The sequence below is a fragment of the Polaromonas sp. CG_9.5 genome, from assembly GCF_035984465.1.
Classification (GTDB): domain Bacteria; phylum Pseudomonadota; class Gammaproteobacteria; order Burkholderiales; family Burkholderiaceae_C; genus Polaromonas.
Genome location: NZ_JAXCHR010000003.1, coordinates 154,905 through 176,614 on the forward strand (window position 1 = coordinate 154,905; position 21,710 = coordinate 176,614).

Annotated in this window: 19 protein-coding genes; 8 read left to right on the forward strand and 11 right to left on the reverse strand. The window is 59.3% G+C overall.

Going from position 1 to position 21,710, the window contains the following annotated elements:
* Nucleotides 1-19: 19 nt before the first annotated feature.
* The 5 genes from RCH06_RS03650 to mfd form a co-directional block, all read right to left on the reverse strand.
* Entirely contained in the window at nucleotides 20-3,010 is a 2,991-nt protein-coding gene (locus RCH06_RS03650) for a restriction endonuclease (protein WP_327080066.1), read from the reverse strand.
* A 5-nt stretch (nucleotides 3,011-3,015) separates the two neighbouring features.
* Complete coding sequence (locus RCH06_RS03655; protein WP_327080067.1) at nucleotides 3,016-5,163, reverse strand: site-specific DNA-methyltransferase; 2,148 nt, start codon at nucleotides 5,161-5,163, stop codon at nucleotides 3,016-3,018.
* 146 nt (nucleotides 5,164-5,309) lie between these two features.
* Nucleotides 5,310-5,708, reverse strand: coding sequence for a type II toxin-antitoxin system VapC family toxin (locus RCH06_RS03660; RefSeq protein ID WP_327080068.1), 399 nt, complete (start codon nucleotides 5,706-5,708; stop codon nucleotides 5,310-5,312).
* Nucleotides 5,709-5,717: 9 nt separating this feature from the next.
* A complete protein-coding gene (locus tag RCH06_RS03665; protein ID WP_327080069.1) occupies nucleotides 5,718-5,969 on the reverse strand; it encodes a hypothetical protein in 252 nt (83 codons plus the stop codon).
* A 49-nt stretch (nucleotides 5,970-6,018) separates the two neighbouring features.
* Nucleotides 6,019-9,516, reverse strand: a complete 3,498-nt coding sequence (gene mfd, locus RCH06_RS03670; protein ID WP_327080070.1) for a transcription-repair coupling factor — start codon at nucleotides 9,514-9,516, stop codon at nucleotides 6,019-6,021.
* A 33-nt stretch (nucleotides 9,517-9,549) separates the two neighbouring features.
* On the opposite strand from mfd, the gene ispD reads away from it, so the two are divergent.
* Entirely contained in the window at nucleotides 9,550-10,293 is a 744-nt protein-coding gene (gene ispD, locus RCH06_RS03675; RefSeq protein ID WP_327080071.1) for a 2-C-methyl-D-erythritol 4-phosphate cytidylyltransferase, read from the forward strand.
* A 58-nt stretch (nucleotides 10,294-10,351) separates the two neighbouring features.
* The gene (ispF, locus tag RCH06_RS03680; RefSeq protein ID WP_327080072.1) at nucleotides 10,352-10,852 is read left to right on the forward strand and encodes a 2-C-methyl-D-erythritol 2,4-cyclodiphosphate synthase; all 501 of its coding nucleotides are present in this window, start codon (nucleotides 10,352-10,354) and stop codon (nucleotides 10,850-10,852) included.
* Nucleotides 10,853-10,943: 91 nt separating this feature from the next.
* Here the strand turns inward: ispF and RCH06_RS03685 are convergent, their stop codons facing one another.
* The 3 genes from RCH06_RS03685 to RCH06_RS03695 all read right to left on the reverse strand — a co-directional run bounded on the left by RCH06_RS03685 (nucleotide 10,944) and on the right by RCH06_RS03695 (nucleotide 13,788).
* Entirely contained in the window at nucleotides 10,944-12,320 is a 1,377-nt protein-coding gene (locus RCH06_RS03685; RefSeq protein WP_327080073.1) for a sensor histidine kinase, read from the reverse strand.
* Nucleotides 12,321-12,513: 193 nt separating this feature from the next.
* Complete coding sequence (gene ompR / locus RCH06_RS03690; RefSeq protein WP_327080074.1) at nucleotides 12,514-13,251, reverse strand: osmolarity response regulator transcription factor OmpR; 738 nt, start codon at nucleotides 13,249-13,251, stop codon at nucleotides 12,514-12,516.
* A 336-nt stretch (nucleotides 13,252-13,587) separates the two neighbouring features.
* On the reverse strand, nucleotides 13,588-13,788 hold the full coding sequence (locus RCH06_RS03695; RefSeq protein ID WP_327080153.1) for a hypothetical protein: 201 nt from the start codon (nucleotides 13,786-13,788) through the stop codon (nucleotides 13,588-13,590).
* On the opposite strand from RCH06_RS03695, the gene RCH06_RS03700 reads away from it, so the two are divergent.
* The 3 genes from RCH06_RS03700 to RCH06_RS03710 all read left to right on the forward strand — a co-directional run bounded on the left by RCH06_RS03700 (nucleotide 13,709) and on the right by RCH06_RS03710 (nucleotide 16,256).
* Nucleotides 13,709-14,365, forward strand: a complete 657-nt coding sequence (locus RCH06_RS03700) for an SIMPL domain-containing protein (protein WP_327080149.1) — start codon at nucleotides 13,709-13,711, stop codon at nucleotides 14,363-14,365. The genes RCH06_RS03695 and RCH06_RS03700 overlap by 80 nt on opposite strands.
* Nucleotides 14,366-14,464: 99 nt before the next feature.
* Entirely contained in the window at nucleotides 14,465-15,436 is a 972-nt protein-coding gene (locus tag RCH06_RS03705; RefSeq protein WP_327080075.1) for a diacylglycerol/lipid kinase family protein, read from the forward strand.
* 10 nt (nucleotides 15,437-15,446) lie between these two features.
* Nucleotides 15,447-16,256 carry a metallophosphoesterase family protein gene (locus RCH06_RS03710; RefSeq protein ID WP_327080076.1) on the forward strand — a complete coding sequence of 270 codons (810 nt, stop codon included), beginning with the start codon at nucleotides 15,447-15,449 and terminating at the stop codon, nucleotides 16,254-16,256.
* 33 nt (nucleotides 16,257-16,289) lie between these two features.
* Here RCH06_RS03710 and RCH06_RS03715 read toward each other — a convergent pair whose 3' ends face one another.
* Nucleotides 16,290-16,733 carry a multidrug/biocide efflux PACE transporter gene (locus RCH06_RS03715; RefSeq protein ID WP_327080077.1) on the reverse strand — a complete coding sequence of 148 codons (444 nt, stop codon included), beginning with the start codon at nucleotides 16,731-16,733 and terminating at the stop codon, nucleotides 16,290-16,292.
* A 282-nt stretch (nucleotides 16,734-17,015) separates the two neighbouring features.
* Entirely contained in the window at nucleotides 17,016-17,612 is a 597-nt protein-coding gene (locus tag RCH06_RS03720; protein ID WP_327080078.1) for an outer membrane beta-barrel protein, read from the reverse strand.
* A gap of 273 nt (nucleotides 17,613-17,885) precedes the next feature.
* On the opposite strand from RCH06_RS03720, the gene RCH06_RS03725 reads away from it, so the two are divergent.
* Both RCH06_RS03725 and RCH06_RS03730 read left to right on the forward strand, forming a co-directional pair.
* Nucleotides 17,886-18,731: an N-formylglutamate amidohydrolase gene (locus tag RCH06_RS03725; RefSeq protein ID WP_327080079.1), complete on the forward strand. Its 846-nt coding sequence runs from the start codon at nucleotides 17,886-17,888 to the stop codon at nucleotides 18,729-18,731.
* A 19-nt stretch (nucleotides 18,732-18,750) separates the two neighbouring features.
* On the forward strand, nucleotides 18,751-19,854 hold the full coding sequence (locus RCH06_RS03730) for an NAD(P)/FAD-dependent oxidoreductase (protein ID WP_327080080.1): 1,104 nt from the start codon (nucleotides 18,751-18,753) through the stop codon (nucleotides 19,852-19,854).
* Nucleotides 19,855-19,869: 15 nt separating this feature from the next.
* On the opposite strand, the gene RCH06_RS03735 is transcribed toward RCH06_RS03730, so the two are convergent.
* Nucleotides 19,870-20,652: a 3-hydroxybutyrate dehydrogenase gene (locus RCH06_RS03735; RefSeq protein ID WP_327080081.1), complete on the reverse strand. Its 783-nt coding sequence runs from the start codon at nucleotides 20,650-20,652 to the stop codon at nucleotides 19,870-19,872.
* A 124-nt stretch (nucleotides 20,653-20,776) separates the two neighbouring features.
* Between RCH06_RS03735 and RCH06_RS03740 the strand changes: the two genes are divergently transcribed.
* A complete protein-coding gene (locus RCH06_RS03740; protein ID WP_327080082.1) occupies nucleotides 20,777-21,700 on the forward strand; it encodes an alpha/beta fold hydrolase in 924 nt (307 codons plus the stop codon).
* Nucleotides 21,701-21,710: the final 10 nt, after the last annotated feature.

Consider the following 21,710-nt stretch of genomic DNA (forward strand, 5'->3'; position numbering starts at 1 on the left):
AATGGCGTGCGCAAGAGGCCTATTTCATACTTGAAATCAATTGCGCCAGACGTTCGCCGTTGATTTTGGTTTCAAAGCGGATTTGCACGCCTTTTTCCTTCAGCTCGGGCAAGTCTTGCAGCGCCTTGAAAAACTGCCGGGCGCTATCAATTTTCCATTTTTCCTTGACCGGAATGTCGCTGAGGCTGTCGTAGCCCTTGGTTTCCACCACCAGGTACAGCGCCTGCGCCGTGCCGTCCTGCGTGATGGCATAGCCAAAATCCGGGTTGTATTTGCCCGCCGGCGTGGGAATGTCAATCTTGGGCAGCTTGGCAAACACCGTCACCCGCGTCTGGTTCGATTCGTCCACGGTCAGACGCTCGATCTGGCTGTCCACCGGCATGAAAGCCTCGTCGTACAGCGATCTAGCCTGGATTTCGGCGTTGCCGATGGCGTGTGTTTCAACCCCGCACAGCGACACCGGCAGCGTTTCAAGCAAGTTTCCTTTCTTGTCGGTCAAGGATGTCTTCACCCGGACTTCGCGCAACTCGTAAGTCACCTTGTTGACCAGCAATTCGTAAATGCAGCCCAGCATCAAATCGCGCAGGGCGCTCAAGGCGCGGTTTTCGTTGTGGCGAATCTGCTCAAACTTGTCCGCCGGCATGCGGCTCAAAATATGCGCGACGGTGTGGTAACTCAGCTTGGTCAGGTTGGCCAGTTCGCGCACGAATTCCGACAGCGTATAGACCGACTGCGGCAGGATGAGGTAAGGCGTTTCCGTGCTTTTGGCCTGGTGCAGGCTTTGCACTGACTCGGTGCGCGTCACGCTAATGGTCAGCGGCCTCACTTCAAAATCAGTCGCAATCCGCGCGATGATTTTCTCGGTCAACAGCTCCGCATCCAGCTCGTAGCGCAGCACCGCATCGCGGTTCAGGTTTTCCCACAACTCCTTGAACTTCTGGTAGTTCGCCGCGTTCAGGCGAAGCGTGGGTTTGAGCTTGTCTTCCTTGCGCTTGACCTTGCCATAGCCTTCGTAATAGGCGTCCAGATACGCCTGCATGTTGACCGCGTTCTGGTCTTCAATGCCATGAATAGTTTTCAGGCGCGCCAGAATTTCATCACGCCGGGCCAGGTAGGCGGTGCGCTCCAGCAGCAAGGTCGCCTGGCCCGACACGTCATCGAGCGAAATTACCCCCAGCGCGGCCAATTCATCGAGTACGCGGTTCGCCACGCGGGTGCTGGGTGCCACGCCAAATTCAGCCAGCACCGCATCGTCAAACACCCGCGCCACGCGCTGCACGCTGTGCGCGGCAATCTCGTTTTGAATCGCCTCGACAAAATCCCCTTCGCTGGCGGGCACCACCACCACCAGCTCGTTCACCTCGTCAAACGCCGGGTCGTCGGACTGAACGCGCTCTAACTGCTGGTTCACGGCCAGCCGCAGGCCGCGCCCGATTTGCTGCAGCTTGGTGATTTTGGAGTTGCTCGGCGCGAGCTTGCACAGCGTGAAGATGTTCGGGTTGTCCCAGCCTTCCTGCAGCGCCCACATCGAAAAGATAAACCGCAAGTCGGTGTCAAATGAAAGCAGTTTTTCCTTTTCCTGCAAGATCAGCTTGATGGCTTCTTCTTCGCCTTTTTCGCTGTGCGAGCGGGCAAAGTAACCTTTGTGAACCCGGCCAATGTCGGCCGCGCTGCGAGCCAAGTAGGCGCGGTAGCCCGGGTCCAGATCGGGTTTTTCCAGCATCTGCGCCAGTTGCGCGCGGTAATGGCGCTCAAAGGCCACGCGGATCACCGCCGGCTTCGTGCCTTCGGGCATGTACTTGGCCACCGAGTCGATAAAGAACAGGCTCAGGGCCTTGATGCCGCGACTGTAGAGCGCTTCTTCACGCTCGAAGTGGTTTGAAATGCTGCGCTCAATGATCAGCGCCTGCATTTGTTCGGCCAGCATGCCGCAGGACGTGGCTTCGCCCAGCGGCAGCGCAAAATCATTGGTGAAGCGCACTTCTTTGGCCGTCACCGCCTCCACCACATGGCCGTCCAAAAAACCCAGGCCGGTTTTCTCGCCCAGATTGTCCTTGGCCTTCAGCGCCACGCTGGCATGCTTGCCTGCCATCGTCTGGTAGCTGACCTGCGCGGCGCGCTCCTTGGCCGTTCCGCTGCTTGAGATGAAGCACAGCACCTGCGCCATGTCCGCGCCAGTGCCCACCGTGTCCACGGTGATGCCCTTGACCAGACGCTGGCGAAAGGCGTCCAGGCTGTCGAGCGTATAGATCAGGTTGTTGTATTTCAGTCCGTCGCTTGCGGCCTTGTCTTTAAAGGTCGCGCCAAACCGGATGGTCAGCAGCGGGTTGAACTTGGCCAGGTATTCCTGCGTCTGCTTGCCCTCGAAGCGGTGCGGCTCGTCAATGATGAGCACCGGGCGAATCACCGCCAGCGCTTCCATGAAACTCTTGGCGTGGCCGAAAAGGTTGGCTTCCACGCCGCGCTTGTTGATGGCCTTGCTGTCGCCGGCAAACGACTGGTAGGTGGCCACCAGCACCGAAATTCCGGCATTGGCCGCGTGAATGAAGCCCTGCACCGTGCGCGCCGAGTAGTTGTACACGCTGATTTTCTGGCCGTACTGCTTGCCAAAAAACTCCGCCGTGGTTTGCAGGCTTTTCAGCGTGCCCTGCCGGATAGCGTTGGACGGCACCAGCACGATGAACTTGGCAAGTTTTTTGTTCTTGTGCAGCCGGTGAATCGTCTCGATGAAAGTGAACGTCTTGCCCGTGCCGGTTTCCATCAGCACATCCAGCCCAAGTGCAGGCGTGGCCGTGCCGGCGACCTGCACCTCACCGGCATGGATATGGTTGCGCTTGCGGATGGCAGTGATGTTGCCGCGCAAGACCGGCGCTGCTTCGGCGGGAACCATGACCGGGTTGCTCTGCGCATTGGTGGGCAGGGAAAAACGCACATCGTTGAACACGTCGGCAATGCTTTGCACCGCCTGGGTTTGGTGGGCGAGGGTGGTGTACTGGAATTGGGCGATCATCGCGTTCAGCCCCGCAGCCGCAGCTTGTCTTCTGAATACCCCAGCGTCTCGGCCATCGTCTTGATGCCCAGCATGAAGTTGTCGTCGGCAATCCACGGCGCATAAACCGTCAGATAGACGGGCGGCGCGGCGTCTTGCTGCAAGGCGCGCAGCGTATCGGTGAGTACGTCCAGCGGCAAGGCCCGCACAACAAACGCCACATTGGCGGCCACATACACCTGCTGATCAATCACTGTGCGCAGTAGCGTCGTCAGCGGCAGACCCTCGGCCAGCAGCAGGTTGTACAGAATGCGCGGAAATTGCGCCGGCTGGGGCGTGGCAATGGCCGCTTGCAGGGCCAGTACATCGGCCTGGCTGGCTTGCTGCAGCGGTTTTTGCAGGATGAGCGCATCGGGGTCATCGACCAGATCAAAGACGCGAAAGCCGGTATCGACGTGCGCCGCCGGGGCTGAACCGGCTACGGTGTCGGACGAAAAACCTTCAAGCTGCGCCGGGAGCAATCCAGCGGCTTTGGCTTTTTCGGCTTGCTCGGCCTCGATTTTTGCACCGGCCCGGCGCAGGCGTTCGGCGGTAATCTCGAAAATCGTGGCGTCGGGTTTTTTCAGCGTTTCGGTGACGAAGGTATGGGCTTCTTTTTGCGCCTTCGGGTCAATGGGCTGGGGAATCTGGACGAGGATGAACTGGCGATTGCCGCCGTCCTCGGCGTTCAGGCGCATGACGGCTTCGCCTGTGGAGCCACTGCCCGCAAAAAAATCCAGCACCAGCGCTTGCTTGTCGCCTGACGTGGCGTACTGGACCAGTTTGGCGATTTCCTCAAGATCCTTGGGGTTGTTGAAAACGTTTTTACCCAGCAGCGTGCGCAAGTGCCGGACCGAAACTTGCGACTGCTTGTAAAAATAGCTGCCCCGAACTTGGGTGGCGAACTCTTCTTCATCGTCGGCTTCTTCTGCGTCAGGCTCAATGGCCTCCAGTTCTTGGCCGATGGGGCGAATGTGCGCCTTGCGAAACGGCGGCTCGCTGTGGTCTGGCCGAAACTCCACCAGCCCCAGTTCAATTTGGCGCTGCATTTGTTCGGGGTTGGAATAAATCCACCCGCGCTCAGGAACCTTGCACGCTTGCCCGGTGGTGGGGTGCAGCACGTCGTAACGCGGGCCGCCCCCGCCGGGCCAAGAAATGTCCCGGTCGCGCCACGGGCCGTTGGCGTCAATGCGCTTGTAGCGGCTCCATTTTTTGGCCGGGTTGCCCTTGGGCAAGCTGGCGAACCACTTTTGCAGGTCGGATTCAATGCTTGTGTTGTTCGTGCCGTGCTTTTCCCGCAGGCTGAGGTACTGCTCCCAAATGTCACGCGCGCCGGGTTTTTCTTCACGCCACACCGTGTTTTCATCGCGCAAAGCAGCCACTGACTTAGCATACGCAAGCATGTATTCATGGCCATTCGAGAAAAACTTGGCGTCGTTCTTGCGACCTTTTTCCCAGGTCAGGTTGGAGACAAAATTCTCCTGCCCAAACACCTCATCACACAGCAGCTTCAACTGCGCCTGCTCGTTGTCGTCAATCGAGATAAAAATCACGCCGTCGTCGCGCAGTAAATCCTTCGCCAGCAGCAGGCGCGGGTACATGAACGACAGCCAGCCGCTGTGCGTACGCGCGCCGTAGATGTTCTTGATGTAGTCGATGTTGTCCGCCGTGTAGCCCAGTTGCGCCAGCACCTCGCTTTGTTTGGCAGAAAAGTCGTCGCGGTAGATGAAGGCGTCGCTCTGGGTGTTGTAGGGCGGGTCGATATAAATCAGCTTGACCTTGCCAAAATAGCTCTGGCGCAGCAGCCGCAACGCGTCCAGGTTGTCGCCCTTGATGAGCAGGTTGCCGGTGGTGTCCCAGTGTTTACTGTCGTCCTGCAGCGGCGCAATGATTTTTTGCACCGGCAAAAACGCGCTGTGATACGCCTCGCGCTTGCCGACCCAGCGCAGTTCGTAGCCGTCTTCTTCCACCTGAATCCCCGCCGGATTGGACGGGTCAAGCGCGAGTTGCAGCGCGCTGGCGTTGATGCGGATGCGCCCTTGCGCATCGGTTTCCACGGCCTGCGGAAAATGCTCGCGCAGCAGCGCCAGCTTGCGCTGGTCAGGGGTTGGGGCGTTCAGGATGGGTGTTGACATGGGGATTAGGTACTACGGTTTTGATAGCTGCTTGCGCCCGTGTGGTATGCGCAAGAGGCTTATTTCGTTAGAAATTTCAGGCTGTGATGCCCGGCGTATGGGTGGATTGGTCGTCGTTCTCGACCCAAACTGGCAGGCCTTTTGCGTCAGTCAAACCAGTTCTCTACCCGCAAGCCCGGCACACGCTCGAACTCGCGGGTGTTGCGGGTGACGACGGTCAGGTTCTGGGACAGGGCGATGCCGGCAATCAGGGTATCGACCGGCCCGATAGGCGTTCCCTGCCGTTCAAGATATGCCCTGGCCTTGGCGGCTTGCTCTGCAGCGGCCAAATCGAAGGGCAGCACGTCGAAGCGGGTTTTCACGGCATCCAGCCGTGCCAACTGACTGCGTGGGTCTTGCGATTTGAAAGCGCCCGTGAGAAGTTCCCACAGCACGGGCGTACACAGTTTGATCTCTACGTCTTTGCGCTGCGCCATGTGCAAACGCACGGCTCCTGCATTTTTAAAGAAATAGATCAGGATGTTGGAGTCAAGTAAAAGCGCCAAAAAATACTCCTACCAGGACTCGCGCGGACTGTCCGGCACTTCGTGGACACGGATTTCTTCAAGCGACGGAAAATCATCCCCGCCTTCGTCCCGCAAACGGTCTATCTCAGCGAAAAAATCATCCCAGCCTTGCGCCTGCTTCTGTTTTTCCTCAACGGCGAATTTGGCAAACCATTGGCTAACCGATACCTTGGCGCGTTCGGCGGCACGTTTCGCCGCATCAAGTGCGCCGTCTTCCACATAAATCGTGACTTGTCCCATGGCATTTCTCCTTTGGAAGGGATGACGATAAATTATAAGTTTGGTTAACTTATACGTGAATCGCGATTTCGGCAACTTGTGCCACCGGCTGCCCCAGGCTCTTGAGCACATCGCGCACCATTTGCGCCCGGTCCTTGGGTTCCGGTAAGGCGCGCTCGATGCGCAGCTTGTCGTTGCCGGCCAGCTTGATGTGCTTGTTTTTCTGGATCAGGTGGATGATGGCCATCGCGTCGATGGGCGGGTCTTTCTTGAAGGTGATGGTGATGGCGCCGGGCGCGGCATCGACCTTGACGACGCCGTAGGGCTTGGCGATGACGCGCAGGCGGTGAACGTCGATCAGCGTCTGCGCTTGCGCGGGCAGCTTGCCGAAGCGGTCAACGATTTCTTCCAGCAATGCGTCGATCTGCTCGGTCTTTTTGGCGGTGGCGAGTTTTTTGTAGAACGACAGGCGCAAATGCACGTCGCCGCAGAAGTCGCTTGGCAGCAGCGCGGGCGCATGCAGGTTGATCTCGGTAGTGGCGCTGAGTGGCGACAGCAAGTCCGGCTCGCGGCCCGCTTTCAGGGACTCGACGGCTTCGCTGAGCATCTCGTTGTAAAGCTGAAAGCCGATTTCCAGCATGTTGCCGCTCTGGTTTTCGCCCAGCACTTCGCCGGTGCCGCGAATTTCCAGGTCGTGCATCGCCAAATAAAACCCCGAGCCGAGTTCTTCCATCTGCTGAATCGCGTCGAGCCGCTGGCTGGCCTGCTTGGTCAGGCCTTCGAGGTCGGGCACCATCAAATACGCGTAGGCCTGGTGGTGGCTGCGGCCGACGCGACCGCGCAACTGGTGCAGCTGCGCCAGACCGAACTTGTCGGCGCGACTCATCAAGATGGTGTTGGCGCTGGGCACGTCAATGCCGGTCTCGATGATGGTCGAGCACAGCAAGATGTTGTAGCGCTGGGCCACGAAGTCTTTCATCACGCGTTCCAGCTCGCGCTCGGGCATCTGGCCGTGGGCGACGGCAATGCGTGCTTCGGGCAGCAACGCCTCCAGCTTTTCGCGGCGGTTTTGAATTGTGTCGACTTCGTTGTGCAGAAAATAAACCTGGCCGCCGCGCTTCAACTCGCGCAGCACGGCCTCGCGGATCACGCCGTTGCCTTCGGTACGCACAAAGGTTTTGATAGCAAGCCGCCGTTGCGGGGCGGTCGCAATCACGCTTAAATCCCTTAAACCTTCGAGTGCCATGCCCAGCGTGCGCGGAATCGGCGTGGCGGTCAGCGTCAACACGTCGATTTCGGCGCGCATGGCTTTCATGGACTCTTTGTGGCGCACGCCAAAACGGTGTTCCTCGTCAATGATCAGCAAGCCCAGTTGCTTGAACTTCACGTCCTGGCTCAGCAGCTTGTGGGTGCCGACGACGATATCGACCGTGCCTTCAGCCAGGCCCTTGATGGCGGCGGTGATTTCCTTGGCCGAGCGGAAACGGCTCATTTCGGCGACCTGGACCGGCCACTTGGCAAAGCGGTCCACCAGCGTCTGGTAATGCTGCTCGGCCAGCAGCGTGGTCGGGGCCAGCAAGGCCACCTGCTTGCCGCCGGTAATCGCAATGAAGGCAGCGCGTAACGCCACTTCAGTCTTGCCGAAACCCACGTCGCCGCAAACCAGCCGGTCCATGGGACGCGGGCTGATCATGTCCTGGATCACCGCATGAATTGCGGCGCGCTGGTCGGGGGTTTCGTCAAAGCCGAAGTCGTTGGCAAAAACCTCGTAGTCGCCGGGCGAATAGCGAAAGGCGTGGCCTTCGCGCGCGGCGCGGCGGGCATAGATGTTGAGCAGTTCGGCGGCGGAGTCGCGGATTTGCTCGGCGGCCTTGCGCTTGGCTTTTTCCCACTGGCCACTGCCGAGCCGGTGCAGCGGCGCTTCTTCGGCGCTGACGCCGGTGTAGCGGCTGATCTGGTGCAGCTGGCTGACCGGCACGTACAGCGTGGCTTTGTCAGCATACTCCAGATGCAAAAATTCCTGCACCGCAGGGGATCCGTCCTGATTTTTCTCGCCCAGGTCCAGGTTGATCAACCCCTGGTAGCGACCAATTCCGTGGGCGCTGTGCACCACCGGGTCGCCGATGCGAAGTTCGGACAAGTCCTTGATCAGCGCTTCGACGTCGCTGACCTGCTCCTGCCGCTTGTTGCGCCGGCGCGTGGTGGGGCCTGCCGCGAACAGCTCAGTCTCGGTGATGAAATCGATGCTTTCTTCAAGCCAGCTGAAACCGGTGTTCAGCGCGGCGGTGGCAATGCCGATCTTCTCGCTGCTCGTCTGGAAGTCTTCGAGCGAATCGAAGGCCGGTGGGCTGACGTTGCTGGCGCGCAGAAAATCAAGCAGGCTTTCGCGCCGGCCGGCGCTTTCGGCCAGCACCAGCACGCGGTGGGCGGTGTTTTTGGCGTGACGCTTGAAGCCAGCCAGCGGGTCTTCGGCGCCGCGCACGACGGCCATTTCACTTAACTTTTGGAACTGCGCGTTGTCGGCCACGTCTTCAACCGTGCCGCGCAACGCCAGTTGCGGATAGTCATTGGCGCGCGAATAAAACTGTTCGGCGCTTAAAAACAGCGATTCGGGCGGCAGCGCCGGGCGGTCGGGCGCGTCCTTGACCAGCCGGTAGCGGTCTTTGGTGTCTTGCCAAAAGCGCTGAAAGGCTGGCTCCAGGTCGCCGTGCAGCACCACCGTGGCATTTTTGCCGAGGTAGTCGAACACGGTCGCGGTTTCTTCAAAAAACAGCGGCAGGTAATACTCGATGCCTGCGGTGGCCACGCCATTGCCCATGTCTTTGTAGATGCGGCTCTTGGTCGGGTCGCCCTCCAGCAGCTCGCGCCAGCGGTTGCGAAATTTCGCGCGCGCATCGTTGTCCATCGGAAATTCGCGGCCCGGCAACAGCCGCACTTCGGGCACCGGGTACAAAGAGCGCTGGCTGTCCGGGTCAAAGGTGCGGATGCTGTCGATTTCGTCGTCAAACAGATCGACCCTAAACGGCACCAGCGAGCCCATCGGAAACAAATCAATCAGCCCGCCGCGCACCGCGTATTCACCGGGGCTGACCACCTGCGTGACATGGCTGTAGCCCGCCAGCGTAAGCTGGCCTTTGAGCTTGGCTTCATCAAGCTTTTGCTTGACCTTGAATTCAAACGTGTAGCCGGCCAGAAAGCTGGGCGGCGCGAGCCGGTAAAGCGCGGTGGTGGCGGGCACGATGACCACGTCGGCACCGGTGTCCTTGTCGCGTTGCTGGATGCGCCACAGCGTGGCCAGCCGTTCGCTGATCAAGTCCTGGTGCGGCGAAAATGCGTCGTAAGGCAGGGTTTCCCAATCGGGAAACAGAGCGCAGCGCAGCTCGGGCGCAAAAAACGCCATCTCGTCCATCAGCCTTTGGGCAGTGGCGGCGTCTGACGTGATGATGGCGGTGAGCTTGCCTGCCGCCTTTTCGCGTTGCCCGAGTCGGGCCAGTAGCAGGGCATCGGCAGAACCGGTAGGTTGGGGAAGGGTGTAGCGTTTGCCGGTCACAAGTGAAGGAAGGTGCATTGGCTTGATTTTAGAATCTATGATGAAGTGATGATGACAAGACCCGCCGAAAACCGTTTCAGCAACCGTTTTTTTGCCCTGATTCCCTGCGCCGGACAAGGGAGTCGGGCAAGCACGTCGCTTTCTGGCTTGGCCAAGCAATATCAGCCCATCGCTGGCCTGCCGATGGTGCTGCACACGCTGGTAGCTTTTGCGGACGTCAAGCGCCTGGAAAAAACGCTGGTGGTGGTGGCCCCCAATGATGTTTTCTTTGATGCGCTGTCTGAAAAGTTATTTATTGTTGCGGCCTGTGGCGGTGCCAGCCGGGCTGGCAGTGTGCGCCAGGGTTTGGACGCATTGCAGCAGGCCGGGGCTGAAGCGGGCGACTGGGTGCTGGTTCACGATGCGGCGCGTTGCCTGGTGACGCCGGAGCAAATCAACCAGCTGATCGACGGCTGTCAGCACGACGCCGTGGGCGGGCTGCTGGCGCACAAACTGCCCGACACGCTGAAATGTGAAGGCAGGCTAGAGCAGCAGGGCCGGGTCGCCGCTACGCTGGACCGCAGCGACAAATGGCTGGCGCAAACGCCGCAGATGTTTCGCATCGAGATGTTGATGCAGGCGCTTGACGCCGCCGAAAGTGCGGGCAACGTCGTGACCGACGAGTCGAGCGCCATTGAAGCGCTGGGTCTGGCCCCCAAACTTGTCGCCGGCAGCGCACAGAACTTCAAGGTGACTTACCCGGAAGACTTCGCACTGGCCGAAGCGATTTTGTTGAACCGGCGTCGGTTGGCTTGAGGCGTGCGGGCAGTTGTAAAAAAACGCTGATTCAATTTTTCAAAGAAAGCCAAACGCTATGAATTCCGTCCCCTTCGGGCCACGTCCGCCTTTTCGCATTGGCGAAGGCTGGGACACGCATGCCCTGGTGCCTGGGCGCAAGCTGATTCTGGGCGGTGTTGAAATCAGCCATACGCTGGGTCTGCTCGGCCATTCGGATGCCGATGTATTGCTGCACGCCATTATTGATGCGCTGGTGGGCGCGGCGGGGCTGGGCGACATCGGCAGTCATTTTCCGGATACTGATGCGCGTTTCAAAGGCGCTGATTCGATGGTGCTGCTGCGTGAAACCGGCCGGCTGCTGGCAGCGCAGGGTTTGCGTATCGGCAATATTGACAGCACCATCGTGGCGCAGTCGCCCAAGCTGGCACCGCATATTCCGGCCATGCGCGTGCGCATTGCCGAGGCGCTGGGGCTGGACAAAACCCAAGTCAATGTCAAGGCCAAGACGGCCGAGAGACTCGGACCGGTCGGCCAGGGCCTGAGTCTGGAAGCACGGGCCGTCGCGCTTCTTTATTGATAGCTGGTTGCGCCCGTCCAGCATGCGCTAGCGGCATTTTTGGCTATAAAAACAGGTTCAGGACCGCCAAAACACGGGCCCGCTACGGCTTTTAGCTGCGGCGCAGCTTGATATGCGCGGCCAGTCCACCTGAGGTGGTGTTGGAAAGACTGAAGGTGCCGCCCATGCGCAGTACAGTTTTTTCAACAATTGCCAATCCCAGGCCAGCGCCTGTGGCCTCGGTGCGCGCGGCGTCGCCCCTGAAAAACGGATTGGTGAGCTTGGCCAGAATGGGAGGTGCGACGCCTTGGCCGTAGTCGCGCACTTTGATGAGCACCCAGCGCTCACGGGCTTTGGCCGCAATGCTGACCAGCGCCACGCCGGTTTGGGGTGATTTTCCATAACGCCGGGCATTTTCCAGCAAATTGGAAACGATGCGGGAAAGATCAACCTTATCGGCCAGGACGTGGGTGTCAGCCGGAATATCCACCGTCACCTTCATGTCGGCGTAGTCGGCCACCGCATACACCGCCGCATTCACGATGTCGTTGAGCGAAACCGGCTCCAGGTGTGCCGGTTGGGGGCGGGCGTAGTCCATGAACTTGCCAATAATGGCGTCGAGCTGCGCAATATCGGCTGCCATGTGCTCGCGCGCGTCCAGGTCGGTCACGCTCAGCTCGGTTTCCAGGCGCAGACGTGCCAGCGGCGTGCGCAGGTCGTGGGAAATGCCGGCCAGCATGACGGCGCGCTCCTGCTCGATTTTCGCGAGCTGCGCGGCCATGCGGTTAAAGCCAATATTGACCTCGCGCACTTCGCTGGTCGACACCTGTTCGTCCAGCCGGCTGGCGTCAAAATCGCCATCGCGCATGCGGCCTGCTGCAAACGACAACTGCTTGAGTGGCTGGTTGATCAACCGCGCAATCACCGCCGCACCGGTCAGCGACAAAGCCGCCGCCGCAACAAGCCAGATGGCCCAGGTGCTGGTGCGTGACGGCCCGAGCCGCGACGCGTCAGCGAGGATCCAGTAGGCGTCGCCTTCAATTACAAAACCAATCCACAAACCGGGCTGACCGTTGACGCTGCCCGCTACCACGGTATCCTCGCCGAGCCGGGCTGTGATTTCCTGCGCGATACGCTCGCCAAATTCGTCGCTGATGAACGGCTTGAACGTGTCTGTGGGCTCACGCGGCGTAATGCGAAACTTTTCCTCCTCGGCCAGCATCTTGATCAGCGAGACACGTGCAATAGAGTCGGAATAACGCAGCGCCGTGCGGGCCAGGTTGACCACGGTGGCAAGTTGTTGTGCGCTTTGCACGGCGCGGGGCTCGGTCTCCAGGGTGCGAAAAGTTTGCAGCCACGCCACCATGGAGCCAAACAACAGCAGCGCCAGAAAGAAAAAAGTCCGCCAAAACAGATTGATGCCCCGGCGTGGGCGTAATTCCAGCGGCGCGGGTGCGGTTTCCAGAGAAGAGTATTGCGAAGTGGCCATGACAAGCAAGTGAGCGGGCGTCAGAAGTAAAGCTGCACACGGTGCAGGCGCGCCGCCATTTTGCAAAAATTGGCAATGGTGGCGCGCTTGGGTTATTTGTCAGCCAGTGGCTGGAGGAGCAGGGTTATTGAGCAACAGGTTTCAATCCCTGCATCACCCGCATCACCTGCCGCGACAAAGCCGCAACGCTGTTTTAATTTGTGCCGTCCGGCACAAAGACGTAACCAATGCCCCAGACGGTCTGGATATAACGCGGCACGGCGGCGTCGGTTTCGATCAGCTTGCGCAGGCGCGACACCTGCACATCCAGGCTGCGGTCAAACGGCTCGAACTCCCGGCCGCGCGCCAGTTGGGCAAGTTTTTCACGCGACAGCGGCTGCCGTGGATGGCGAACCAGTGTTTTGAGCATGGCGAATTCGCCCGTGGTCAGCGGCAGTTCCTCGCCATTTTTTTGCAGCGTGCGCAAGCTCATGTCAAACGAGAACGGCCCGAACGTGACGACTTCCTGGTCGCTCGACGGCGCGCCTGGTACCTCGGCTGCGGGGCGGCGACGCAGCACGGCATGAATGCGGGCCAGCAACTCGCGCGGGTTGAAAGGCTTGGCCAGGTAGTCGTCAGCGCCCACTTCGAGGCCGACGATGCGGTCAACGTCTTCGCCCTTGGCGGTCAGCATGATGATGGGCGTGCGGTCGTTGGCCGCGCGCAAGCGCCGGCAGATGGACAGGCCGTCTTCGCCGGGCATCATCAAGTCCAGCACGATCAAGTCCACGGCGTCGCGCAGCATGATGCGGTTCAGCGCCTTGCTGTCTTCGGCCAGGATGACTTCAAAACCTTCCTGGGCCAGATAGCGGCGCAGCAAGTCGCGGATACGGGCGTCGTCGTCAAGAATCAGAATCTTGTCGGCGCGGGGGGTGGATTGAGCTTGAGTCATGATGTTTTAGTGATTTGTAACAGGGCCATTTTGCGGGCTGGAAATAGAAAACGTTTCTTTCTTTACTCAAAAGGACTTTTGATTACAAAAAATTTAATTAAAAGTATGCCGCTCATGTGGGGGCTACCTGAGGGTTTTTCAATCCTGTCTGCCGGATGTCCTGAAGCAAAGGGTTTTTGAGCTTGACAAGCGGGTTGTGAATGGTGGCTTTTAATAAAACGACCAGCCTTTTTTGGCTGGGCGTTTTTTGAGCCTATGCTAGCGTGGCCATAGCCTGTCCGGCCAGCTCTGCTGGCTTCGGTCATCGCCAGCAGGACAGGAGCGAAGTGCGCTGATTTAGCACTTGATCGCTATTTTTACAAATTCACCATAAGGCAAATTCAATATGATGCGTGCTACAAAATTAATAGCTACTTTGGCCATTTCTGCTTGCGCTACAGTCACTTTTGCCCAAAATATGCAGCCTGAGCGGCTGCAAAATGTTGCCCAGCTTTCAGCCAGCGGCTCGGTAGAAGTCCAGCAGGATTTGTTGTCCATTTCAATGACCACCACGCGCGATGGTGCTGACGCGGGCACGGTGCAAACCCAGCTCAAGCAGGCGCTCGATACGGCGCTGGCGCAAGCCCGGCAGGCGGCAATGCCTGAGCAAATGGAAGTGCGCACCGGAAATTTCAGCCTGTATCCGCGCTACAACAAAGACGGCAAGATCAACGGCTGGCAAGGCTCGACCGAGCTGGTGCTGGAGGGCAAGGATTTTCCGCGCATTACCAGCACAGCCGGAAAAATTCAGACCCTGACGATGGGCAATGTCAGCTTCGCCCTGAGCCGTGAGCAGCGCGCCCGCGTGGAAGGCCAGGCGCAGACGCAGGCGATAGAACGCTTCAAGGCCAAGGCAGGCGAGATTTCCAGAAGTTTTGGATTTGCCGGCTTCACCTTGCGCGAAGTGTCCATTAACGCCAATGACCAGGGCCAGTCGCCCCGCCCGCGCATGCTGGCCATGAGCGCCAAATCCGATATGAACGAATCGGCCGTTCCAGTGGAGGCTGGCAAAAGCACGGTCATGGTGAACGTTTCCGGTTCTGTGCAAATGGTGGCACAGCCAGTGCGCCCCTGATGCGCTGAAGTTGCGTGCCGACAGGCCGCAACTTCACGGCACTGCTGAACGCGCAATTGACTGACAGACCGGCCGTTTTGTCACCCCTATGCTTTGCGCATGACTGTTTTTTCAGAAACCGCCCAGGAAGCAGCCCGGCGCGGCCCTTTTTTTATTGTTTTAAACGCGCGCTCGGGAAGCGGAGATACCGACCAGGAAATTCAGATTATTCGCCGTGTGCTTGAAGCGGGCGGACGCAGTTTTGAGTTTCTCCAGTGCAATGCGCAAGAGCCGGTTGATGTGATGGCAAAGCGCGCCGTGGCGCTGGCAAAGGCCCGCCAAGGCGTTGTGGTGGCGGCAGGCGGAGACGGCACGATCAATGCGGTGGCCAACGCCGTGATCGGCAGCTGCTGTCCTTTTGGGGTGCTGCCGCAAGGAACCTTCAACTATTTTGGCCGGGAACATGCGATTGCGCAGGACACACGCAAGGCGGCACTTACATTGCTGCAGGCGCATATCTCGCCGGTACAGGCGGGTCGGGTGAATGGACGGGTTTTTTTGGTCAATGCCAGCCTGGGCCTGTATCCGCAGATTCTGGAAGACCGGGAAGCCTGGAAAAGCCAGTTGGGGCGCAGCCGATTCGTGGCCTTTCTTTCAGGCATTGCCAGCTTGCTGCGGTCACGCCACCAGCTCCGGCTGCGTATTGAGTCGGATGGACAAACCGTCTCATTGCGCACACCCACTTTGTTTGTCGCCAACAACCGTCTGCAACTGCAGCAAACCGGCATTGACGCGAAGCAAATCGACGCACTGGCGCAGGGCCAGCTGGCAGGCATTGCCGTGCGCCCCATCGGGACACTGGCCCTGTTTGGCTTGCTGATTCGGGGGCTGCTGGGGCGACTTGGAGATGCCGACAATATCCACAGTTTTTCATTTCGCCGGCTGACCGTGATGCCCAAAGGCATGCGCCGCATCAAGGTCGCGACGGACGGTGAAATCGTCTGGATGCAGACGCCACTGGTTTTTGAGGTGGCGGCAGAACCCCTGCTGCTATTGGTTCCCGCATCGGCCGACCTGGCGGCGGTTGAATGAGAGCGCCGTCATGACAACGCTGCTGCAAATCTCCGATCCACATTTCGGCACGGTACAACCCGACGTGATGGAGGCACTGGTGCGGATGGCCAGCGCGCAGCGGCCCGACCTGCTGGTGCTGTCGGGAGACATCACGCAGCGTGCACGGGTTGAGGAGTTTGCGCAAGCACGGGCGTTTTGTGACCGCTTGGCCATTGCGCAAAGGCTGGTCATTCCCGGCAATCACGACATTGCGCTGTTCAACCTTTACCAGCGGTTTTTGACGCCTTACGCCAGGTATCTGCAAGCCTTCGGGCCGGGTCTTGAGCGCGTTGTTTCGACGCCGTTGCTGCGTGTCATCGGTGTAAAAACCACGCGTCGCTGGCGGCACAAAAATGGCGAAGTCTCGCCCGCGCAGATTGAGCGGGTGGTGACCGAGTTGCGGCGGTCTGATCCGGCGCAGTTGCGCATCGTGGTGGTGCATCAGCCGGTGTATGTGCCCAGCGCCAGCGACAGGCATGACCGCCTGCGCGGCTGGGAAGCTGCGGTTCGTGCGTGGGCAGAGGCGGGGGCTGACATCGTGATGGGTGGCCACATTCACTTGCCGTATGTGCATGAACTGTCGAGCAGCATGGCAGGGTTGGGGCGGCGTCTTTGGTGCGTTCAGGCGGGCACCGCTCTGTCGACGCGGCTGCGGGCGGGCATTCCAAATTCTGTCAACATGCTGCGTTATGACGGCGCTGGCCAGCCGGTTTCATGCCTGCTGGAGCGCTGGGATTACCAGGCTGGTAGCGGACAGTTCGAGTGTGCAAACTCAACTGTCTTGCTGATCGGCAGGTGATAAAGCGCTGAAAGCAGGCAAAGCCCCTGGGCCTTACCTCGGCACACTTTGCATTTTTTTAGCCGCAAAGCGGGCACGCAGATGGTCATAGGCCAGGTTGAACAAAAAGGTGTACGGCAGGAAAAACAGCGCAATGCCGATGTCCAGCACAAAAGCTTCCCATAGCCCGATGTCCAGCCACCAGGCCGCCAGCGGAACCACGGCCAGCAGCAGCCCGATTTCAAACAGCACGGCATGAAGCGCACGTGCCACCAGCGTGCGCTCAAAGCCAATGCGGCGCTGGGCGCGGTCGAAAATGGCGTTGAAAATCATGTTCCAGGTCATTGCCACCAGCGAAATCATCAGCGTCAGCAACCCGATATGCGCCAGCGAATAACCCAATAACCAGGCCCCCAACGGGGCGCAAATGGCAACCGCCAGCAGTTCAAAAGCCAGCGCATGGAAAAAACGTTCTCGGACTGACTTGTCGGGGTGCATGGGCGGGTTTTTGTTTCTGCAGGAAAAGTGAGGGACGGCGGCGAAGCGCCATTTTCGTTCATGGCTACGGCTAGCCAGGCGGCGCATCTGGCATAAAGGCCTGTTGTGCCTGAACCAGCGCGGGCAGCAAGAATTTTTAGTTGAATGACTTGTCTGTGCAAGCAGCGTAAGGTTTGGCTGCTACTTTTAGAGGAGCACTTTGCCAGCGTTCAAATAAAAAAGCCTGCAAAACCAGACGGGTTTGCAGGCTTTGAGACAAACGCCATCAGGCGTTTGCAGCGTTTAGAAGCGGTAGCGCAAGCCCACGGTGGTGGCGCTGATGCGGTCTCTGCCTTCGCCTGCAAAGCGCAGACGGTGCTCGTCATACTGCAGCACGGCTGAAAGCTGGGGGTTGAACACATATTCAGCGCCCAAGCCATAAGACACGCCAAAGCCGGTTTCCTTGCCGGAAGCGACGCCTGAGCCGACAGGTGCGGAAACATCGGTGCTGCCGTAGGTGGTGCCGAGTTTGCCGAGCAGGTTAAAGGACGGGCTGATGGGCGCTCTGCCGACCAGGCTCAGGTTAATGCCTTGTGCCTTGGTGGAGCCGCCTGCGCGCTGAACCTTGCCAAAATTGGTGTAGCCCAGTTCTGCGCCGAAGTTTTGGTTGAAGAAAGTACCGGTGTAAATGTTGTAGGCCGTGTCGTGGTTGTCCGACGAAAACAGGTTGAAGCCATTGCCCAGTGAGTAGTTGGACTGACCCACGTTCAGGCCCACATAGCCAGCGCCTGGGCCGTACAGGCCGTAGTTGTTGTTGCTCTGCGCTTGGGCGCCGGCTACTGCCGTCAGTGCCGCTACCGCGAGAACGGTGGATGAAAATGCACGGTTCAAAAATTTCATGATGCTTCTTTCAGGGTGAAAATAAAAAGGTCTCTGTGACAGCCCACAATTTCAAGTCGTGGTGACCTTAACAAGTTTAGGGGTGCGTACAGATGAGTTTAAGGCTGCATAAGGTAATTTTTTGTAGGAAAAATCCCGTTTGTTAACTGCATACAACATTTTCCCGCCTTTGGTAAGACGCCGCCTGATGCCAAAAAGTTTCATCGGGCGGCCCTGATTTTTACTGCGAACAAGTAGTGTGGGCGGCTTGGGGCCTGCTGATAAAGTCGGGCGATGCAGTTCATTACCCAAACTCCTGGCAGCCGCGCACTGGTTCTTGACTCGCCCCATAGCGGTGTCGTTTATCCGCCGGATTTTTTGTACACCTGCGACATGGCGACATTGCGCCGCGCAGAAGACACGCACGTGGAAAAACTGTATGACTTTGCGCCCGCGCTTGGCGTTCACTGGATTGAGGCGCATTTTCCGCGCAGCTATCTGGACGCCAACCGGAACACGAACGAAATTGATGTTTCGCTGTTTGACTCGCCTTGGCCGGGGCCGGTCGAAACCGATCCCCACATACTTTCCAAAGTGCGGCTGGGCAAGGGGCTGATCTGGCGCACGACCGACGACGGCGTGCCCATTTATGAGCGCCGGCTGTCGGTCGATGAAGTGCAGTTGCGCATTGCGCAATGCTGGCAGCCCTACCATGCAGCGGTGGCGCAGGCGATTGATGCGGCGCATGCTAGGCACGGCTACAGCATTCATATCAACTGCCATTCGATGCCGGCGATTGCCTCCAGCCATGCCACCGATTTTCCGGGCGAAGCGCATGCTGATTTTGTGGTGGGCGACCGTGACGGCAGCACCGCCAGCGCGGCGTTGTCGGGGCAGGTATGTGCGCATTTGCGGTCGCTGGGCTATGACGTGGCCTACAACCATCCTTACAAAGGGGTGGAGCTGGTGCGGCGCTATGGCGATCCGGCGGCTGACCGGCACAGCATCCAGTTGGAAATCAACCGAAAACTCTATATGAATGAACAAACGCTGGCGTTGACGCTAGGCTTTGACAGCCTGAAATTGCACCTGCGCTCGCTGGTCGATTTGCTGCTTGAAACCGATCCACGGCGGCTCTGAAGCGCGTCAGGGCTTTTGAATGGAGCAGGTTGATTGCGTCGTGATTGGCGCGGGCGTGGTCGGGCTGGCCGTTGCGCGCGCCCTGGCGCTGCAGGGCCGCGAGGTGATAGTGCTGGAAGCCGCAGCCGCCATCGGCACCGGCACCAGTTCGCGCAACAGCGAAGTTATTCATGCAGGCATTTATTACCCGCAAGGCTCGCTCAAGGCCGGGTTATGCGTGCAGGGCAAGGCCATGCTGTACGACTACTGCGCGGCGCGCGGCATTGGCCATAGCCGATGCGGAAAACTGATCGTGGCGACGCGTGACGCGCAGGTGGCGCAACTGCAAGGCATTATCCGCAAGGCGGCGGCTAATGGCGTGCATGACCTGGTGCTGCTCTCGCGCGATGAAGCCAGGGCGCTGGAGCCGCAGCTTGAATGCGTCGCTGCAGTGCATTCGCCCAGTACCGGCATTGTGGACAGCCATGCGCTCATGCTGGCGTTGCAGGGTGATCTGGAGCATGCAGGAGGGTTTTTGGTGTTAAATACGCCTCTTGCGCACGCCCGCTGTACGCATAGTGCTATTATTTTGGTAGCAATTGACGGTACCGAGTTGCAAGCGCAATCGGTGGTCAATGCAGCAGGCCTGCAGGCGCAGGCGCTGGCAAGTCGCTTTGCCGGGCTGGAAGAGCATTTTGTGCCGCCCAGTTATTACGCCAAGGGAAATTACTTCACGCTTTCGGGCCGTTCGCCGTTCAAGCGCCTGATCTACCCGGTGCCCGAAGTTGCAGGGCTGGGGGTTCACCTGACGATTGACCTGGGCGGGCAGGCCAAATTTGGCCCCGATGTGCAGTGGGTGGATTCACCTGACGATCTGGTCGTGGACCCGACGCGCGGTGATGCGTTTTATGCCGAGGTTCGCAACTACTGGCCAGCGCTTCAAAACGGCGCTTTGGTGCCGGGCTACGCCGGCATACGCCCCAAGATTCAGGCACCTGACGCGCCGGCCAGCGACTTTTTGATCCAGGGCCCGGCTGTGCATGGGGTGGTCGGGCTGGTCAATCTTTTTGGCATCGAGTCGCCGGGGCTCACGAGTTCTCTGGCGATTGGCGAGTACGTGAGCCGGCTGCTGTCAACGCCGTAAGTGCCGTAAAGCGGTTTATTGCGCGGTCCAGCCGCCATCCATGTTCCACGCCACGCCGCGAATATTGGCACCGGCAGGCGAGCAGAAAAACACCGCCAATGCGCCCAGTTCTTCAGGCGTGGTGAACTGCATGGAGGGCTCTTTTTCACCCAGCAGTTGCTGCGTTGCGGCTTCGTTGCTGATGCTGCCTTCTGCCGCGCGCGCATCGACCTGTTTTTGCACCAGCGGTGTCAGCACCCAGCCGGGGCAAATGGCGTTGCAGGTCACACCGGAGGTGGCGTTTTCAAGGGCGGTGACTTTGGTCAGGCCCACGATGCCATGCTTGGCGGCCACATAGGCTGATTTTTCGGCGGAACCGACCAGGCCATGCACCGATGCCAGGTTGATGATGCGGCCCCAACCCTTGCCGTTGTCGGCAGCCTGCATGGCGGGCAGCGCCAGGCGCGTGGCATGAAACGCGCTGCTCAGGTTGATGGCAATGATGGCGTCCCACTTTTCAGCCGGAAAATTTTCAATCCGTGCGACGTGCTGGATACCGGCGTTGTTGACCAGAATGTCGACCTGACCAAACTCGGCAGCGGCAAACTTCATCATGGCTTCGATCTCGGCGGGTTTGCTCATGTCGGCACCGTGGTAGGCGACCTTGACACCGTGCGCCGCAATCTCGGCCTTGGGGCCTTCCACATCGCCGAAGCCGTTGAGGACAATATTGGCTCCCTGTTCGGCGAGCGCCTTGGCAATGCCCAGACCAATACCGCTGGTCGAGCCTGTGACGAGTGCCGTTTTACCTTTGAGCATTTAGTTTCTCCGGATGATTTACGATGGTTGACTTGATACTTGAACAGCCTATGGCGCGTCTGACGGCGCAAAGTTGCTGAACCAATTATGAAGCCTCTATCAGCCCTTTTTGATTGCCCGAACCATGACTGAGCCCAGCCTGAATTACGTAATGTGTCCCGACGCCGCAGAGGGCCATCGCATGGCCTATTGGCAATGGGGGGAGTCCGACAGCCCGCACGTCGTGTTGTGTGTGCATGGGTTGACGCGCCAGGGGCGTGATTTTGACGTGCTGGCGCAGGCTTTGGTGGCGCAGGCGGGGGTTGCTTCTTCCGTCGGCATTCGCGTGATTTGCCCGGATGTCGCAGGGCGCGGCGAAAGCGATTGGCTCAAAGACCCGGCGGGCTACCAGGTGCCGGCCTATGCTGCTGACATGCTTTCCTTGTTGGCGCATGTGCATGCCCAGTCGCCCATCGGCACGCTGGACTGGGTCGGAACCAGCATGGGCGGGCTGATTGGCATCGTGGTGTGCGGTCAGCCTGGTTTGCCGCTTCCTGTGCCGGTACGCAAGCTGGTGCTGAATGATGTCGGTCCTGCACTGCAGTGGCAGGCGATTGAGCGGATTGGCGCCTATCTGGGAAAGTCGGGTCATTTCAATACCGTCCAGGAAGCGGCCGATGCGATGTGGACGATTTCGCAAAGTTTTGGCCCGCACACGCCCGAGCAATGGCTGGCACTGTCGCAGCCCATGCTCAGGCCGGTGTCGCCTGCCGCCGACAGCGCGCTGCGGCTGCATTACGACCCGGCCATTGCAGAACCCTTCAAACTGAGCACGAAAGAGGGCGCGCAACAAGGCGAGGCGGTGCTGTGGCAGCTTTACGATGGCATTCAGGCGCAAACGCTGGTCGTGCGCGGCGCGGAGTCGGATTTACTGAGCCTTGAAACGGCGCAGGCCATGACACAGCGCGGCCCGCACGCCAAACTGGTTCAGTTTGAAGGCGTCGGGCATGCGCCCACGCTGATCGCAAAAGACCAGAGGGCTGCCGTGGCAGGATTCCTGCTTGGTTGAGGGCAGACCT

What these genes read in the sequence shown, in the direction of transcription:
- RCH06_RS03705 (WP_327080075.1), top strand. Translation starts at nt 14,465, where the DNA reads ATGACTGTTTTTTCAGAAACCGCCCAGGAAGCAGCCCGGCGCGGCCCT.
- RCH06_RS03740 (WP_327080082.1), top strand. Translation starts at nt 20,777, where the DNA reads ATGACTGAGCCCAGCCTGAATTACGTAATGTGTCCCGACGCCGCAGAG.
- mfd (WP_327080070.1), bottom strand. Translation starts at nt 9,516, where the DNA reads ATGCACCTTCCTTCACTTGTGACCGGCAAACGCTACACCCTTCCCCAA.
- RCH06_RS03725 (WP_327080079.1), top strand. Translation starts at nt 17,886, where the DNA reads ATGCAGTTCATTACCCAAACTCCTGGCAGCCGCGCACTGGTTCTTGAC.
- RCH06_RS03685 (WP_327080073.1), bottom strand. Translation starts at nt 12,320, where the DNA reads ATGGCCACTTCGCAATACTCTTCTCTGGAAACCGCACCCGCGCCGCTG.
- RCH06_RS03655 (WP_327080067.1), bottom strand. Translation starts at nt 5,163, where the DNA reads ATGTCAACACCCATCCTGAACGCCCCAACCCCTGACCAGCGCAAGCTG.
- RCH06_RS03665 (WP_327080069.1), bottom strand. Translation starts at nt 5,969, where the DNA reads ATGGGACAAGTCACGATTTATGTGGAAGACGGCGCACTTGATGCGGCG.
- RCH06_RS03720 (WP_327080078.1), bottom strand. Translation starts at nt 17,612, where the DNA reads ATGAAATTTTTGAACCGTGCATTTTCATCCACCGTTCTCGCGGTAGCG.
- RCH06_RS03650 (WP_327080066.1), bottom strand. Translation starts at nt 3,010, where the DNA reads ATGATCGCCCAATTCCAGTACACCACCCTCGCCCACCAAACCCAGGCG.
- RCH06_RS03695 (WP_327080153.1), bottom strand. Translation starts at nt 13,788, where the DNA reads ATGGACAACAAATCCTGCTGGACTTCTACCGAGCCGCTGGCTGAAAGC.
- ispD (WP_327080071.1), top strand. Translation starts at nt 9,550, where the DNA reads ATGACAAGACCCGCCGAAAACCGTTTCAGCAACCGTTTTTTTGCCCTG.
- ompR (WP_327080074.1), bottom strand. Translation starts at nt 13,251, where the DNA reads ATGACTCAAGCTCAATCCACCCCCCGCGCCGACAAGATTCTGATTCTT.
- RCH06_RS03735 (WP_327080081.1), bottom strand. Translation starts at nt 20,652, where the DNA reads ATGCTCAAAGGTAAAACGGCACTCGTCACAGGCTCGACCAGCGGTATT.
- RCH06_RS03715 (WP_327080077.1), bottom strand. Translation starts at nt 16,733, where the DNA reads ATGCACCCCGACAAGTCAGTCCGAGAACGTTTTTTCCATGCGCTGGCT.
- RCH06_RS03700 (WP_327080149.1), top strand. Translation starts at nt 13,709, where the DNA reads ATGCAGCCTGAGCGGCTGCAAAATGTTGCCCAGCTTTCAGCCAGCGGC.
- RCH06_RS03710 (WP_327080076.1), top strand. Translation starts at nt 15,447, where the DNA reads ATGACAACGCTGCTGCAAATCTCCGATCCACATTTCGGCACGGTACAA.
- ispF (WP_327080072.1), top strand. Translation starts at nt 10,352, where the DNA reads ATGAATTCCGTCCCCTTCGGGCCACGTCCGCCTTTTCGCATTGGCGAA.
- RCH06_RS03730 (WP_327080080.1), top strand. Translation starts at nt 18,751, where the DNA reads ATGGAGCAGGTTGATTGCGTCGTGATTGGCGCGGGCGTGGTCGGGCTG.